This is a genomic window from Snodgrassella alvi (genome assembly GCF_002777425.1).
Classification (GTDB): Bacteria; Pseudomonadota; Gammaproteobacteria; order Burkholderiales; family Neisseriaceae; genus Snodgrassella; species Snodgrassella alvi_B.
Genome location: NZ_MDVC01000069.1, coordinates 1 through 17717, shown reverse-complemented (window position 1 = coordinate 17717; position 17717 = coordinate 1). Strand labels below are relative to the sequence as shown.

Here is a 17717-nt window from a genome sequence, read left to right as displayed (position 1 = left end):
TTAATAGATTAAAAAAATAAAGAGAGGCAAAATAATACTGCCTCTCTTTATTTAAGAGCATAAAATCGTTATTAATAACTGAAAATATTTAATATTAATTTTACAATTGTATTAATAAACAATTTTAGATAGCTATTCCGTTTAATTAAGCACCAGCACCACCAGCACCTTTAACTGGACAAGAAGCCGGAGCATATTTAGCATCTACAGTAGTAGTGCATGTCCAAGTGCCATTATCATCACGTTCCCAAGTCAATGTTTTGCCTTTCAACGTAGTTGCAGCATTGTTACCAAATTTAGCTTCAATTTTGGCATCAGACTTCCCTTCTTTCGGCATCGTAACTTGAGGAACACCAATTCCTTTCGGCAAATCAGCATCTCCCTCATTTTTTTTGCCGTCTACCAAATTAGAACCAGTAGCACCTAACTGACATTTATCAGTACCTACACCCAAGGTGGTACGCCCATCAAGAATACAGGTCTCAACGGTAGTTTTTAAAGCACCAGCCTCGGCCATAACGCGTGTCACTTGAGAACGCGCAATGTAATTCTGATATTGAGGTACAGCAATAGCTGCCAGAATACCGATAATCGCGATAACGATCATCAACTCAATCAGGGTAAAACCTTTTTGTAATGATTTCATTCTTTGCTCCTAAAGTTAAGAGTTTAAAACAACTAACAACAAATTTTAAATTTTTTCAGCTACAGATAACAATATTCTGCAAATATTGTTACCGCTAACTTCAATATAAGTACAAGCACAATCCGTGCCAATTTTGAAAAAATTGTGTATTAATCTGTTTATACATGGAATTATATTTATAATACTTTGTATTTAAACGAATTAAAACAAATTACCAATCTTAGTCACACTCTAAGTATTGCAGTAACTAGCATTAGCATGTATTGCGTTTTCGTATTGATATAGATTGCAAATCCATTAGTTTTAAAACATAAATTACATTTGATAATACTGCTGCATATACGTCCATACTGCGGCCAGCATAGCCAGCTGGGTAGCTATGTGTCCCCGCCCTGCTTCGATATTAATGTAATCAATCTGCCGCTGTGCCGCCCACACAGACAAAGAACCATCGTCGTGAACCTGTTGACTATTCTGCAAAACCACATTGAAGTTACGGCTGGCCAGAAAATTAAACGCTTGCTGGGTGGTCACATAGAAAAAATCGTGCGCGTCGCTGTTTGGGTTGATGGCAATCTGACTCATCGCCTGTGCCATTGAAGCGCCAGGCATGTAGTTACGCACAGACAGGCCATTCAAATGATTGTTATGTACTGCAACGATAAGATGGGTATGGATCAGATACTGGTTTAGAAAATTGTTGGCAACCTGATTTAGCTGCTCTTGAGCCAGAATGCAGTTGCCCTGACGACATTTCAGTGCACTCTGGCGTCCCTTTGGAGTAAAAATTCTATTAGGATCAAATTGATAGCTTACCTGACTATTTTGTATGCTGACTTCTCGGTTACCCTCATGGCGAAAATCCAGTAAACAGCCTTGCTGGATTTGCCTTAGCGCATGCAAGGCGGTCTGGCGCGCGGTTTCTTCATTATCATGTACGTGTATCCATACAATATTTGGCCATGGTGCGCCTGCACAGATTTGAGTAACCGGTAACACCATTACTGGGTTATCAGAAACAGGAATATCTGAAGCTAAAGTTCCAGCATAGATAGGTAGTGGGCTTACAAATAATAACAACATGGCAATGCATGGATAGAGATAGAGCGTTATTTTTGTCTTCATGATGATTATTATCTGTTTTAATTGAATTTTATCTATTTTCCTGCATGCTACGATGAATTGCCAGCTTTTCTCTCTTTGCCTTAGCCAGTACTAAGCTGCATGTGCATGAAAAAGGGTGATCAGCAGAATTTCTTTGTGAATAAATAGTTTATTTTATAGGTAAGCTCTTGTTAATTTTTGGACAAGCTGAAGCTTTTGTTAAAGCTGTCAATTTTTGTCACATTAAACTTAATTATGTAACCATAGGAAATTATTATACCTAATAAGTATTTATTTGTATTTTTTAGTTAGCTGATTACAGTTTCAATTGTAAATTATAGCAATAATAGTCATCATTAGTATTGTTAACAAACTTTCTTTTGTATTCTGATTTGTATGTCTCAACACCCATCTCCCTCTTTTAAACTGGCTTTATTTCCGTTGTTTTTTGCTGGCAGCACTGCGTATGCACAGGATGGTACGGCAAGGCTGGAAGATGTTTATGTAACAGCCGAGCAGCAGGTTAAACAGTCACTTGGTGTATCCAAACTCGATAGCAAGGATATTGAACGTAAAGTGCCGGTAAATGATATTTCCGAACTGGTGCGCACGATGCCGGGGGTGAATCTTACCGGCAATACTGCTTCTGGGCAGCATGGCAATAAACGCCAGATTGATATTCGGAAAATACGCTGATTATGATTGATGGACGGCCTGTTACTGCACGCAACAGTGCGCGCATGAGCTGGCGCGGTGAGCGAGATACTATTGGTGACAGTAATTGGGTACCGGCAGCAGAAATCCAGTCGATTGAGGTGATTCGCGGGCCAGCCGCAGCACGCTATGGTTCCGGTGCAGCTGGCGGTGTAGTTAATGTAGTGACAAAAAAAGTCAGCAATGAGTTTCACGGTGCGATTAATGCCTTTATGAATTTAGCGGCAGACAAAGAGGAAGGTGACACTCAGCGTATAGATTTTGATTTAAGCGGATCAATCATTAAAGATGTTCTGGGATTTCGGGTATATGGGAATCTGAACCGTACCGATGCCGATTCGCCATATATTAATCAGGATTTAAATGATAAAGGCAGTAAATCTGTAGCTGCCGGACAAGAGGGTTTGATTAATAAAGACGTGGGCGGACGTTTGGCATGGCGCCTGTCACCTGTGCAGGCATTAACTCTGGATGCTACTTATAGCCGGCAGGGCAATCGCTACAACGGTGATGGCCCGAACAATGTGCAAACTGATTACACTCAAAGCTTATATGGTAAGGAAACGCGCCGGTTATACCGCCAGAGTCTTGCGCTGACGCATGAGGGGGTTTGGGACTGGGGCGACAGCAAGCTGGTAGCACAATACGATAAAACCACCAATAGTCATTGCTCAGAAGCATTGTTTGGCGGGCCGGAAGGCCTGTGTCAGGATTTGGGCAGTCAGGATATTACTTATGCCGACAGCATCATGACCACTAAACGTCTGGCCGGTGAGGTAAACTTTCCTTTTACTCTGGGTATGCCGCATGTACTGACTATGGGTGCAGAATATCAGCACGATAGGCTGGATGACCCGGATGGCCTGCGCCGCATTCCTTTACCCAATGCGATTTATCCGGCAGCAGCCAATCATACGCCTGCGCTAAGCAGCTGGGCTGGCTATGTAGAAGACAATATCAGCCTCACCGAGCAGTTAAAGCTGGTGCCGATGCTGCGCTACAACCATAGTAATAAAACTGGCGGAAATATTAGCCCCGGTGTAAACATGGCCTGGCAACTCCATCCAAACTGGCTGATTAAGGGTGGTATTGCGCGCGCATACAAGGTTCCGAATCTGTATCAGAGTACGGAAAGTTATATGCTGTACAGCAAAGGTAATGGCTGTGCCACTTCTTCAGGCAGTGGTCGTGGCTGTTATCTGATTGGTAACAGTAAGCTAAAACCGGAAACCAGTATTAATAAGGAGCTAGGCTTCGAATTTAATAAAGCTGGCTATCTGGCTTCTCTGACTTATTTCCGCAATGATTATAAAAACAAGATTGAGGCTGGCCGGCAGCTTATTTTTACCGGTAGTACTGATGTGACTGCACGCGCGGGTGGCTACGACTATTTTGAATGGACAAATACCCGCAAGGCACTGGTGGAAGGACTGGAAGGTAATCTGACGCTGCCGTTCTCCAAACAATGGAAATGGGTAAATAATTTCACTTATATGTTTAATTCCCAAAATAAGGAAACCGGTAATCCTCTATCCATTATTCCTAAATATACAATAAACTCATCTCTTGCATGGGCTCCAACTGAAAAATGGGACACTTTACTGACCTATACTTATTATGGTCGTCAGAAACCCCGCACTGTCCCGGTCAATCCGGTTGAAGCCGGACATGGTAATGGCGGACAGGGTACTGTTGGTCTGAGTGGAGAAGAAATCGGCAGTTATGGTATCTGGGGTATTTCCACCGGTTATGCCGTTAATAAAAATATTAATCTCCGCGCCGGAATGTCGAATATTTTCAATAAACGCATCTACGCTTCTACTCTGCGTGGTACAGCCTATACTTATAATGAACGTGGTCGTGCAGTCTGGGGCAATATGAAAGTTTCTTTCTGATATTTTGTTCCAACAGCTTGCCATTCAGGCAAGCTGTTGGGTAATGAAAATGATGTTTTATCATGACTTGAAAACGAAAATCAGTTATAGTAATAAACAGTAATGATTATTATTTACCTGAAATCCCAAACAACCATATCAAATAGGTTAAACATGATTTATTAATTAGCAATATGCTTTAACGAAACAATCTGATCTGGCCATTTTTTAACACCTATTTCATCATTTTTTGCAATGCAGCAACAAAATCTTACTTCACTGTCATCCTGTTGTCTCCATATGTTCTGTAGAACCAGTCAACTGACGGAAAGATTAAAAATGCGCCAGATTATTATTTTTCTATTAATGTTTTTTACGGCCTTAATCTTGCACAACACAGCCAAAGCACAGCCCAATCTGCATCAAACAGCCAATCTTGCTGTACTACAACAGCAGCACAGTGGTTATCACTTTACTACCCTGCCGCTTACCTCGGCAGACGGGCAGCGCCATTATCGTGTTTATATAGCCATTCCAGACCAGAAAGCACCTGCCAGTGGTTTTCCTGTTTTTTACGCACTGGATGGCAATGCTGTGCTGGACTTTCTTACTCCGGCGAACATGCAAACATTGGCCACACAGGCTCAGCCTCCGGTACTGGTACTGCTTGGCTATGCTACCGATAACCGCTTTGACGCACAGGCTCGCGCCTATGATTACACCATAGCACCAGATGATGACAATACCGACCCGCTGGATTCAAGCAGAATAAATGGTGGTGCTGATATATTTCTCGATTTAATCCAGAATCAAATTATGCCGGCAGTACAGCAGATAGCGCCGGCTGATATTAATGCACAAACACTATGGGGACATTCATATGGTGGGCTGATGGTGTTGCATACCCTGCTTACCCGGCCTAATCTTTTTCAGCACTATATCGCTGCTGATCCGTCTGTATGGTTACACGGATATTTGCTTCAACAGGAAGCAACAGACATGCTCAAGCGCAAGGTTGCCTTGTCTGCCAGTAGTTTGTGGATTTTAAACAGTAAGCTTAAGGTAGATAAAATGCCTAAAAATCCTCAGATAGCAGCGCGTATCAAAATACGCAATGAGCTCACTGCCAGACAGGGCAGCATGACTGAAAAACTGATTAACGAATTACAGCAATACACTGATTTAACCATCAGACATGACCATTTCCCTTATGAAAATCATGGCAGTATGTTTGGAAAAAGCCTGCAACTGGCACTTTTTGACCCCATAAACCGGCAATAATAATGAATAAACGTTCACCACATCACGCTTATCTGGTACGCGTACACAAGATTATCGATTTAAGTCCTAATCTGCGCCGGCTGGTTTTGCACAGTGCAGAACTGGCCGAGTATCCACACCAGTTTAACGGTGCTCACATCAAAATTTTTCTGGCGCCCCCCGGGCAGACAACACCACAACTGCCCCAATTTTCAGGCCATGGCTTTAACTGGGCCGAACCGGATAACAAACCGATTGTGCGCACCTATACTATCCGTGATTATGATGCTAAGGCATGCACAATTAGTATTGATTTTGTAAAACATGGCGACAGTGGCCCCGCTTCCGCATTTGCCGAACAGGCTCAGCTGGGCGATGTACTCGGTATTTCCTCCCCCGGCGGCCCGAATCCGATGCTGAAAACGGCTGCCCGTTATTTGTTTGCCGGCGACATCACTGCCCTGCCAGCCATTGAATCACTGCTTGCCGGTATACAGCCTTATGCAAGTGGCGATGTTGTGCTGTTGCTGCCCCAAGCAGAGGATTTACCGGCTACCGTTTCCCTGCCCGCCGGAATGCGTCTGCATACCTTTTACGGTGATTTAAGCCAGATTCCGGCACTGGTGAAACTTGTAAGTACTTTTGCCCCCCTTGCCTGTGATGATTTTGCCTGGGTTGCGGGCGAAGCAACACTGGTTAAACCACTACGTGAATTACTGCGCACACAATGGCAATTACCATCCCAGCGCCACTATGCTGTTCCCTACTGGCGTCAGGGAGAAAATGAAGAAAGCTATCATGAGGCACGGCATAAATTTATCGAAAAATAAGCGCTGTGCGCCAGAAAAGTGACCTTACTTCTGCTCAGGCAGTATAATAATTGCAAACGATAATGATAGGAAATTCTAAAAATGATTAAATCTTGCTGGAAACCTCTTGCTCTGTCCGTACTGGCACTGTCTTTACTTTCCGCCTGCGGTCAAAAAAGTAATGAAAATAGCACTGCCAGTAGCACTGCTGCTTCTGCTGCTGTCAGTGGCGCAACGGTTAGCGTAAATACCGCCCGTGGTGAAATGGCAGTACCGGAAAACCCATCCAAAGTCGTGGTATTTGATATGGCTACGCTGGACGATTTACAGGCATTGAAAGTGCCTGTTGTTGGCGCACCGAAAAAAGTACTGGTACCTTATTTACAGCAGACTCTGGAAACGGTCAACAACGTCGGCACGCTGTTTGAACCGGATATGGAAGCCCTCCATGCCCTGAAACCGCAGTTGATTATCATCTCAGGCCGTACTGCACCTAAATATGATGAGCTGGCTGCGCTGGGTCCTACCATGGATATGTCTGACAGCGGGCAGGATTTGATTGGTGATGGACTGAAAATGCTTGATAGCTATGGCAAGCTGTTCAAGAAAGAAACAGAAGCCAAAAAACTGCATGATGATATCCAGAACCTGCTGGCTGAAACACAGCAGGCTGTCAAAGGAAAAGGGACTGGACTGATTCTGATGGTAAACGCTGGTAAACTTTCTGCCTTTGGATCTTCTTCACGCTTTGGCTGGATACATACTCAGGTAGGCGTACCGGCAGCAGATACCAGTATTCCGGAAGCACCGCATGGCCAGTCTGTATCTTTTGAATATGTACAGAAAATCAATCCAGACTGGTTATTCGTTATCGACCGCACAGCAGCCATTGGTGAAGAAGGTAAAACGGCTCAGGCAGTACTTAACAACGATTTGGTACGCCAGTCCAAAGCATGGAAAGAAAACCATGTTATTTATCTGAGCAGTGCTTCCTATCTGGCTGCCGGCGGTGTGCAACAAATGAAAACCGACCTGACCAATATCAAGGCTGCTTTCGCTCACTAAGCTGCGCATTATCCATCCACAGCCATCAGGTTTCGCTTTGTCGCGCAAAAATCCGCGGCAATAGCGCAAACCTGCTGTCTGTATCCTTTTGTGCCTTATGTTTCGTTCTTTCCAGATTAATACAATCAATCTGTTGCTGCTGCCATTGTTACTGATTATCAGTATCAGCATCGGTGCAGCCACTTTCCATTGGGGTGATTTATTTAGTAGCAGCGATACACGCTCCCTGCTGCTGTATAGCCGCCTGCCCCGCTCTCTGGCCATTATCCTCACCGGTGCCACATTGGCAGTAGCCGGCATGGTTTTACAGATTGTATTGCGTAACCGTTTCCTCGAACCCAATATGGTCGGTGCCACCCAAAGTGCAGCACTTGGCGTATTACTGGTATCTATCTGGTTGCCACAGGCTAGCCAGCTAGCCAAAATGAGCTGTGCCAGTATTGCCGCATTACTGGGCATGACTCTGTTTTTACTTCTGTTTCGCCGACTGCCCCCTCACCGGCAAATGATGATTCCGTTAATCGGCATTATTTACGGCAGCATCATTGAAGCAATGGTGAATTTCATTGGTGTGGAAACCAACACCTTACAATTATTGGCCGTGTGGTTTGCCGGTGATTTCTCTGCCGTGCTGGCAGGGCGCTATGAATTGTTGTGGCTCACCGGTTTAATGTCACTGCTTATCTATTTTCTCGCCGACCGGCTCACCATTGCCGGTCTGGGACAGAATATCAGCACCAGTCTGGGTATCAACTACGCTCGAATGATGTGGATTTCCCTGATTACGGTGGCCACAATTACCGCCATTGTGGTGGTAACTGTTGGCCAGATTCCGTTTATCGGGCTGGTGGTACCCAATATTGTTTCCCGACTGGCAGGTGACCGTTTACGACAGAATCTGCCCGCAGTTGCACTCTTGGGTGCCAATGCCTTGCTGGTATGTGACATTATCGGTCGCACCATTGACCCACCTTATGAAATACCGGTATCCCTGATTTTCGGTATTCTCGGAACCATGATTTTCCTGTACCTGCTGTTTAGAAAGCCTTCCGTACATGCAGCTTAACCCAACCATGCCTTCACACCGTGCCGGTACACGTTTTCTCGGCGTGCTCAGTATTCTGTTAATCATTACCAGCATCCTGTTTATGACCTACGGAGTCAAGGGCAGCTGGGATTTTGTTCTGCAACTGCGCGGCAAAAAACTGCTCATGCTGCTTACTGTCGCCTATGCGGTTGGCGTATCCACTCTGCTTTTCCAGACCCTGAGCCATAATCCCATTCTCACCCCGGGATTACTTGGCTACGATTCACTTTATCTGCTACTGCAAACCGTTACCCTGTTTGTATTTGGCGCAGTGGGCTACACCAGCATCGGCACACTGAGTAAATTTATTATCGAAGCGCCACTAATGATGATGGCGTCCTTACTATTGTTTCGTACACTAACCAAAAACAGCAACGGCGACTTGGCACGACTGATACTCACCGGCATAATTTTTGGCGTCATGTTTCGCAGCTTCAACAGCCTGTTACAACGCCTGATTGACCCTACCCAATTTGCCGTTGCGCAGACCCGCTATTTTGCCCAATTTACTTCCGTAAACATCAGCATGCTGATAATCGGTATCAGCGTGATGCTGGTCAGCACTGTTTGGATCTGGCGAATGCGCTATCAGCTAGATGTCCTTATGCTCGGGCGCAATGCCTCCATTGCACTAGGTATAAACTATGCGCGTCTGAGCCGCAGCATTCTGCTGTGGATTGCCCTGCTGGTTTCGGTTTCCACCGCACTGGTGGGGCCCGTGAGCTTTTTTGGTTTACTGATATGTGCACTGGTGAATGCCTGTGTACCCAATATGAAGCATCAGCTGCGAATTCCAGCCGCATTTCTGGTAGCCGCACTGGTACTGATTAGTGGCCAGCTATTATTTGAACATTTACTCGGCATGCAGGGAGTACTGAGTGTCGTCATTGAATTTTGCGGCGGCATCGTCTTTCTGTGGCTGGTATTAAAGCGTAAACGCTAAATTGTTTCAGACACATGCTTATTTATATTAACTGTTTTTCTGCCTACTGATTGAACCTGACAGCAATATGATTACCATAAAAAATGTTAACCACAACATCAACGGCACAGCAATCCTGCGCGATATCAATCTCGACATACCTGATAAAAGCATTACCGCACTGATTGGCCCTAATGGCGCAGGTAAATCCACTCTGTTTTCCCTGATTGCGCGTCTGCTGCCGCTGCAACAGGGCAGCATCCATATTGACGAACTTGATGTCAGCCACAGCAAATCTACCGCCATCGCCAGAAAACTGGCGATATTATCGCAAGAGAACAGCATACAGAGTAGAATTACCGTACGCGATTTATTGCTGTTTGGCCGCTATCCACACAATCAGGGGCGGGTTACTTCCGAAGACCAGCAAATTGTTGATCAGGCATTGCAGCGTTTTGAACTGGAACCGCTGCAACAGCGTTATCTGAGTGCACTATCTGGCGGCCAGCGCCAGCGCGCACTCGTAGCCATGACTTTCTGCCAGCAAACCAAACATGTTATTCTAGACGAGCCGCTTAACAATCTGGACATGTATCATGCCCGCGAGCTGATGCGCCTGCTGCGCCAGCTTACCACCGAACAGGGATTGACAACCATCATGGTTGTCCATGATATCAACATGGCAGCAGCCTATGCCGACCATATTGTTGCCCTCAAAAACGGGCAGATTGTCATGCAGGGCACACCAGACGACATAATTACCATAGACAATATCCAAACCATATTTAATCTGGATACCGAAGTTGTCAGCCACAAAAGTAAACCACTCGTTATCCACCATCTCTAGCAGGTCATATCATGCAAAACAATAATCCTCCCCACCCACGTAAACAGACCTCACTGATTACCGCCATCGTTGTCCTGTTTGTCATACTGGCCTCATGGTTTATCTGGCTGTTTATGGGAGACGATGCCGCAGTACGCATGTCTATGGCACGTATAATGTTGATTTTTCTAGGGCTCGTATGCACATTTCTATTTGGTGTATTCATCATGATTGGCCTGAAAATCTGGCGCCAGCAACACTCGCATAACTGAAAATTCCGCCTGTTTCCAGCACAGTACAACCCCAAAAATTCACACAGAGGTGTTCTAATACACCAGAACACCGCAGCACAATATCATTAGCTAACAGAGTATCAAGCTATTTTCTTTGCTACAGCAGCTATTGTGCCTATAAAACAGAAAATTGCGCAGCTACTTATCCGCCAGTTTATCTCCCAAATTGCCTGATTAGACACAAAAACCAGCCATAAAATGCCATCAAAAAGCATTTTAAGCAGATTTGTTATAATAAGCATATTCAATCATTTTTCGGCAATATCTGTGCCATGCCTGCATACGAACTTAATCAAATCCTGAGCAAAGACCGCTTTTATCTGCAACGAGCCTGTAAAAATCCTGCCCGTTACGGCGGTGAAGAAAAAGTAAACAGCCGTTATCAGTGCTCCCATCAGGCCTATCTGCAACGATTGGCCAAACTACCCATACCCGAATACGACAATACCCTGCCCGTACATGAAAAACGCGCAGAAATCAAACAGGCCATCAGCCAGCATCAGGTAGTTATCGTCTGCGGCGAAACCGGATCAGGTAAAACCACCCAGTTACCAAAAATCTGCCTCGAACTTGGGCGCGGCGTGGCCGGACTGATTGGCCACACCCAGCCACGACGGCTGGCAGCACGCTCTGTAGCCGAACGTATTGCCGAAGAACTACATAGCCAGATTGGCCAGAACGTAGGCTATAAAGTACGCTTTAACGACAAAACCGCACCCGAAAGCTATATCAAGCTGATGACCGACGGTATCCTGCTGGCCGAAAGCCAGACTGACCACTTTTTCAGTGCCTACGATACCATTATCATCGACGAAGCGCATGAACGCAGCCTGAACATCGACTTTTTGCTGGGCTATCTCAAACAGCTTTTACCACGGCGTCCCGACCTGAAAGTCATCATTACCTCTGCCACCATCGATGCCGAACGCTTCAGCCAGCACTTCACCCTGCACGGCATACCCGCTCCTGTCATCGAAGTATCCGGCCGCACCTATCCGGTAGCAATTCGTTATCGCCCCCTGCACTGCACCGACGCAGACGAAGCCGAAATAGAAATCAACGATGCCATCGTTGATGCTGCCGACGAGCTGGCACGTGAAGGCAATGGTGACATCCTGATTTTCCTGCCCGGCGAACGTGAAATCCGCGAAGCTGCGCATGCACTACAGCAATCACCGCTGCGCCGTAACGACGAAATCCTGCCCTTGTTTGCGCGCCTGTCTGCTGCCGAACAGCATAAAATCTTTCATCCGGGTGGCCAACAGCGGCGCATCGTACTGGCTACCAACGTTGCCGAAACCTCCCTTACCGTACCCGGCATTCGCTATGTTATCGATACCGGTCTGGCTCGGGTAAAACGCTATTCCGCCCGCGCCAAAGTAGAGCAATTGCACATCGAGCCCATCAGCCAGGCTGCTGCACGCCAGCGTGCCGGCCGTTGCGGCCGCGTTGCCGCTGGTATCTGTATTCGCCTGTATAGCGAACAGGATTTCAACCAGCGCCCTGCCTTTACCGACCCGGAAATCATCCGCAGCAATCTTGCCGCCGTTATCCTGCGCATGATTAGCCTCAAACTGGGCGATGTGAACGCCTTCCCCTTTTTACAGGCTCCCGAGCAGCGCTACATCAACGACGGCTATCAAATCCTGCTCGAACTTGGTGCGGTAGACGAACACAACCAGCTCAGCAAACTGGGCGAACAAATGGCGCGCCTGCCGCTGGACCCACGCATCAGCCGCATGCTGCTGGCCGGCAAACGCCTACAATGCGTTGCCGAAATGCTGATAATCGTAGCAGCCCTGTCGATTCAGGATCCGCGCGAACGGCCATTGGAAGCACGCGAGGCCGCAGCCAAAGCGCACGAACGCTTCAACGACAAGCAATCTGACTTCCTTGCTTACCTCAACATCTGGGATTCTTATCAGCGTGAACGCGATAAAGGTTTATCCAACCGGCAAATGATACAGTGGTGTCATCAATACTTCCTCTCCCACCTGCGCATGCGCGAGTGGCGTGAACTGCATCACCAACTAGCACAGATTGCCATCGATATGGGGCTTACCGATAAAGCCAGCGCCTACCGGCAAATCCCCGACAACAACACCACCCAGCCAATAGCCAGCAATAGCGACGATCAGGATTTATCCGCCAGACTCAAACAGCAGCAAATTGCCCGCCGCCAGCAGCGCCAGAACCGGCAACAGGCCAAAGAGGCCAGTTACGAACAGATTCACCGCGCTCTGCTCACTGGCCTGATAACCAATATTGGCCTGAAAAGCCCCGAAGGACACGACTACACCGGAGCACGTGGCATCCATTTTCATCTGTTTCCCGCCTCTTCATTGTTTAAAAGCAAGCCTAAATGGGTGATTGCTGCCGAGCTTACCGAAACTACCCGACTGTATGCGCGCGATGTTGGCAAAATCGAACCGGAATGGATTGAAAGCGAAGTTCCTCATCTTTTGCGCCATCACTACTTCGAACCACACTGGGAACAGAAACGCGGCGAAGTTGTGGCCAGCGAACGCATTACCCTGTACGGTCTCACTGTTATGCCCCGCCGACCAGTCACCTATGGGCACATCAACCCAAAAGAAGCCCGTGAAATCTTCATCCGCGGCGCACTGGTAGCACAGGAATGCAGCCTCAAAGCAGCTTTTTTCCAGCATAACCAGAAACTGATAGAAGAAATCACCGAGCTGGAACACAAATCTCGCCGGCAGGATGTACTGGTAGACGAAGAAGCCCTGTTCAGCTTCTACGACCAGCGTCTGCCAGCCAGTGTAGAAAGCAAAGATCGCCACCTGCCACTGGCCGATATTCGTACCTTTGAAACCTGGCGCAAACAGGCTGAAGCCGAAAATCCCAAGCTGCTGTACCTCAGCCGTGACGATCTGATGCAACATGCAGCCAGCAACGTCACCGAAAGCCAGTTTCCCGAATACCTCAACACCAAAGACGGCCGCTGTGCCCTCAGCTACCGTTTCGAACCTCATCACCCGCTGGATGGCGTTACCGTAGCTGTTCCCCTGCCTCTACTCAACCGCATCAGTGCCGCGCGGCTTGAGTGGCTCGTACCCGGCATGATTCGCGAAAAACTGCAATTACTCATCAAAGCTCTGCCCAAACAAATCCGGCGCATCTGCGTACCCGTACCCGATTTCATCACTACCTTTCTCAGCAGCAATCCCGACATCAATGCCCCGCTGCTGCCCCAGTTAGCACACGCTATTGCCCGGCAGGCTGGCGACATGCGCCTGCTCAGCCAGATAGACATCGAACACTGGCGCACACAACAATTACCAGCACATTGTTATTTCAACATTCAAGTAATAGATGACAGCGGCGCAGAGCTGGCCAGCGGGCGCGACCTCAATGTCCTGCAACAACAGCTCGGACAGGCAGCTGCGGTAACCTTCCGCGACAACAGCAACGAATTTGAACGCGACAACATCACCAACTGGGATATCGGCAAACTGCCAGAAAGCATCAAATTTGCCCGCGCCGAGCAACAACTCACCGGCTATCTTGGCCTGCAACAGCAAAAAAACGGCAGCATCGCCTTACGCCTATTTGATACCGCTGCTGCCGCCGAACAGGCACATCACAGTGGCGTACTCGCCCTCATGAGCCTGCACCTGAAAGAACAGGTTAAAGATCTGAACAAAGGCCTGCCAGATTTCACTCAAATCGCCATGCTGCTCAAGCATCTTGGCACTGACAACCTACGTGAAGACCTTACCCATGCTGTTCTTGACCGTGCTCTGATAGGCGAAGATGAACTGCCACGTGACGAAAAATCCTTCAAGGAACAGCTCAAACGCGCGCGCAGCCGTCTGCCAGCAGTAAAAGAAGCCGTCAACCAATATGCCCTGCAAACCGCACAGGCCTATGCCGAAGTCAACAGTCATCTAGGGAAACACCCATTAACCCAGCTTTTGCGCCAACACCTCAACAGCCTGATTTATCCCGGCTTTGCCAGTGCCATCCCTTGGCAGCAATGGCCACGCCTACCCGTGTACCTGCAAGCCATGCTCAAACGCATGGACAAATACGGCAGCAACCCCGCACGTGATGCAGCCCGCGAGGCTGATATTCAAGTACTCACCGACACATGGCAAACAAAAGTACAGCAATATCAGCAACAAAACCAGCCTGTACCCACTGCCATAGCCGAATTTCGCTGGATGCTCGAAGAGCTGCGCGTTTCCCTGTTTGCACAGGAACTCAAAACCCCTTATCCCGTTTCCGCCAAACGCCTGAGCAAAGAATGGGACAAACGCACAGCCCTGTAAAATCCACATAAAATGACCGCCCCGTTCATCAGAACAGGGCGGTTATTTTATTCAGTCTGCCACTATAGGCCAGCCTCTTAATTATCGACCAGCTTCTGAAAATCCTTATCCACATAATTAGACAATCGAAATCTCACCTCTGCCGGCGGCAACTCAATCCCCAGTTTCTGCGCCAGCAACTGCCCGTCAACATACTTGTTTTCATAAGGAAGTATGGCCACCGCATTAAGAAAAGCCATCAGCTGCTCATGTGTCTGAAAACAGACTGTACACCAATATTCACTATCCATAACCCGCTGACGTAGCTGTCTGGGCATCTGCTTGGCTCGCTCAAACCCCTGCTTCAGTTCCCCAAGCTGCATTAGTGCCTCCGTATCCGCACTGCTGCCAGCACGCGCAGAACATTCCAAGAAAGACCCCGGTTCAGAAACATTCCGTACATTGCTGTCCAAATCAGGCTGCGTAGACATTTCAGTCTCCACAACGCTTTTATCCTTTTCCATGAGCACACTCCCAACGATAAATTTCCAGTTCACACAGTGGAAAAAACTCCAGAATCTTCTGATAATCACGCGGATAAAACTGCCTGATAGGCAACAGGAAACGCAAATCCAGGCTATCAAAAGAACAGCCAAATACCTTGTAATCACTTCCAAGCCTGACATTATGCTGCGTAAAACAATGTAGCAAATCAGACTTTTTCCAGTCCCATACCGGATAATATTGACATTGACTCTTCACAATCGAACCGTGCCGCAACATACTCACTCGCTGCTTCGGATTTTTTTCCACCCTCGTGCCATTCGCTACCGGTGTATTCAGCGGTAAATCAAACATCCCACACATTACCTTACGAATATCGGCATAATCAAAATCCACCAGTTTCGCTTCATCAATCACCGCTACATTACATAATGGCTGAAAAACATGCGCTTTGAGCATCTGATACAGCGCAGGGTGCGGCAAACGGGTAATCCTGAAACCAAACTGCCGCTCATACAAATCAAGCTGTTCTTCCACAAACTCCAGCTCTGGCACCAGATACAAATAATAAGGATAAACATGGGTAAAACTATCCTTAATGGCCAGATAAGCAGCAACCGCATTCTTACCGGTACTGAATGCCAAAATACTTTTTCTGTGTTCTCTGGCTACTTTCTTAATCGTCTTCGTTCCAGCCAAAATAGCCATAAAATCACAATTCCAAACAAAAAATAAAATATACTTATCTAGTATAGCCAAAATAAATTAAAATGCATAATTTGTTTTAAAATATTAACATATGTTAAAACCATGAAATAGCATCAAAACTTAGCTTTTAATTTATAGTCAGCATATTATGTTAATAATCACTCATTAATATTTTGAGTGTAAAAATCAGTCATCACCTATCCAATCTTGTCACTTTGCAGCAAGAAGACTGCTCAGGCAGCACACAGACATAATATATACATAAAATACTCTAAATACTGCCTAAGCCCTGGATAGTAAATTCCTTCACCTGCCTTATTCAATTTATTCAGCTCACCACTTTTAATTCATAGCAGCATCACTGTCACCATGTCTACACGCCTATCAGTTTCTGTCTCCTAAATTTAAACTTACGAAACAGACAAAAAAATTATCTGAAGTTACTAATCTGTATGCAGTATTTTATTGTTATACCCCCTATATTCTGATTGTACAAGTATAAATATTAAAAAAATCAAATATATATTAAAAAGAAGATGCATTTTAGGTTAAATTATTAAAATATTTGTATAAAAAAATAAAATTATTTGTTAATATTATTAATTGAGTATCTAAGCTATTTATTTTCCTGCCCCGCCATTGGATATGTCGATTTTCTCTCCTATTCAGACTTATAAATTTTAATGGCGGGTTCTTTTTTTGTACCAATTCTAAAAATCATATATCAAAAAATCCGCTGATTTCCCTAATCAGTGAGGCTGGGATTGATAACCGATAGCACCATATCAGCTTAAAAAATTAACGATTTAACATAGCCAATCCTAATCTCATTGAACTTTATTATCTGCTTAATGGTGTTAACGTAGCAGTGCCCTGCCCAAAGAAATCCGGCGCATCTGTGTACCTGTACCCAATTTCATCACCACTTTTCTCAGCGCTAAGCCCGATATCAATGCCCCACTGCTGTCGCGGCTTGTACACCTGTAAATACCCCAAACTTAGTACAAGCTTCAAGTAGAAAATAATACTGCTTGTCTTAGGGTTTTATACTCAATCGGCGTCATATTATTTAATGCTTCATGAGGCCTTTCGGTGTTATAACTGGTTAGCCATTCTTCGGTTACCTTTCTTGCTTGTTCCAGATTATTAAATAGATATAAATCTAGTACCTCTGTGCGATAGGTACGATTAAATCGTTCAATATACCCGTTTTGATATGGACTGCCTGGTTGAATATAATCTATGGTTATATCATGTGATTTTGCCCAGTTAGTAAACGTATTTCCGGTGAATTCCGGTCCATTATCTACTCGTATTTTGATTGGATAGCCATGATATTCGGCCAGTTTATCCAGATAACGGGTAATCCTGCCAGCCGGCAAACTGACTGCAATATCAATGCCTAACGCCTCACGATTAAAGTCATCTATCACATTGAAAGTTCTAAACCTGCGTTGATTGCGACTGCTGTCACTCATAAAATCCATTGACCAGCATTCACCTTGTTTACTGGGTGCAGATAGTCTTTCTGGGCATCGTGGAGGAATGCATTTTTTACGCTTTACCCTGAGATTAAGCTTTAATTCACAATACACCCGATACACACGTTTATGATTCCATTTATAGCCGAG

General features: G+C 46.1%; 13 protein-coding genes and 1 pseudogene. 9 read left to right on the top strand and 5 right to left on the bottom strand.

The window, feature by feature from the left end:
* Positions 1–145: 145 nt before the first annotated feature.
* The gene (locus tag BGI33_RS07015) at positions 146–646 is read right to left on the bottom strand and encodes a pilin (protein WP_100090550.1); all 501 of its coding nucleotides are present in this window, start codon (positions 644–646) and stop codon (positions 146–148) included.
* Positions 647–961: 315 nt separating this feature from the next.
* On the bottom strand, positions 962–1771 hold the full coding sequence (locus BGI33_RS07010; RefSeq protein WP_144235388.1) for a hypothetical protein: 810 nt from the start codon (positions 1769–1771) through the stop codon (positions 962–964).
* 375 nt (positions 1772–2146) lie between these two features.
* Between BGI33_RS07010 and BGI33_RS07005 the strand changes: the two are divergent.
* The 9 genes and pseudogenes from BGI33_RS07005 to hrpA all read left to right on the top strand — a co-directional run bounded on the left by BGI33_RS07005 (position 2147) and on the right by hrpA (position 14895).
* Positions 2147–4359: pseudogene (locus BGI33_RS07005) on the top strand (FepA family TonB-dependent siderophore receptor).
* A 318-nt stretch (positions 4360–4677) separates the two neighbouring features.
* A complete protein-coding gene (locus BGI33_RS07000; protein ID WP_180297088.1) occupies positions 4678–5619 on the top strand; it encodes an alpha/beta hydrolase in 942 nt (313 codons plus the stop codon).
* A 2-nt stretch (positions 5620–5621) separates the two neighbouring features.
* Positions 5622–6428: a siderophore-interacting protein gene (locus BGI33_RS06995; protein WP_100090547.1), complete on the top strand. Its 807-nt coding sequence runs from the start codon at positions 5622–5624 to the stop codon at positions 6426–6428.
* Positions 6429–6509: 81 nt separating this feature from the next.
* Entirely contained in the window at positions 6510–7472 is a 963-nt protein-coding gene (locus tag BGI33_RS06990) for a siderophore ABC transporter substrate-binding protein (protein ID WP_218965159.1), read from the top strand.
* Positions 7473–7569: 97 nt separating this feature from the next.
* Positions 7570–8538, top strand: coding sequence for an ABC transporter permease (locus BGI33_RS06985; protein WP_100090546.1), 969 nt, complete (start codon positions 7570–7572; stop codon positions 8536–8538).
* 7 nt (positions 8539–8545) lie between these two features.
* Positions 8546–9502 (top strand): iron chelate uptake ABC transporter family permease subunit, encoded by a 957-nt coding sequence (locus tag BGI33_RS06980; protein ID WP_100090551.1) that lies wholly within the window; start codon positions 8546–8548, stop codon positions 9500–9502.
* A 67-nt stretch (positions 9503–9569) separates the two neighbouring features.
* On the top strand, positions 9570–10328 hold the full coding sequence (locus tag BGI33_RS06975) for an iron ABC transporter ATP-binding protein (protein WP_100090545.1): 759 nt from the start codon (positions 9570–9572) through the stop codon (positions 10326–10328).
* A gap of 11 nt (positions 10329–10339) precedes the next feature.
* Positions 10340–10579, top strand: a complete 240-nt coding sequence (locus BGI33_RS06970; RefSeq protein ID WP_100090544.1) for a hypothetical protein — start codon at positions 10340–10342, stop codon at positions 10577–10579.
* A gap of 293 nt (positions 10580–10872) precedes the next feature.
* The gene (gene hrpA / locus BGI33_RS06965; protein WP_100090543.1) at positions 10873–14895 is read left to right on the top strand and encodes an ATP-dependent RNA helicase HrpA; all 4023 of its coding nucleotides are present in this window, start codon (positions 10873–10875) and stop codon (positions 14893–14895) included.
* Positions 14896–14972: 77 nt separating this feature from the next.
* Here hrpA and BGI33_RS06960 read toward each other — a convergent pair whose 3' ends face one another.
* From BGI33_RS06960 to BGI33_RS06950, 3 genes are all read right to left on the bottom strand, one after another.
* The gene (locus BGI33_RS06960) at positions 14973–15398 is read right to left on the bottom strand and encodes a hypothetical protein (protein WP_100090542.1); all 426 of its coding nucleotides are present in this window, start codon (positions 15396–15398) and stop codon (positions 14973–14975) included.
* The gene (locus tag BGI33_RS06955; protein WP_100090541.1) at positions 15385–16086 is read right to left on the bottom strand and encodes a phosphoadenosine phosphosulfate reductase; all 702 of its coding nucleotides are present in this window, start codon (positions 16084–16086) and stop codon (positions 15385–15387) included. The genes BGI33_RS06960 and BGI33_RS06955 overlap by 14 nt, the downstream gene beginning before the upstream one ends.
* Before the next feature lie 1010 nt (positions 16087–17096).
* On the bottom strand, positions 17097–17717 hold a 621-nt coding region (locus BGI33_RS06950), incomplete at its 5' end, for an IS3 family transposase (protein WP_144235387.1).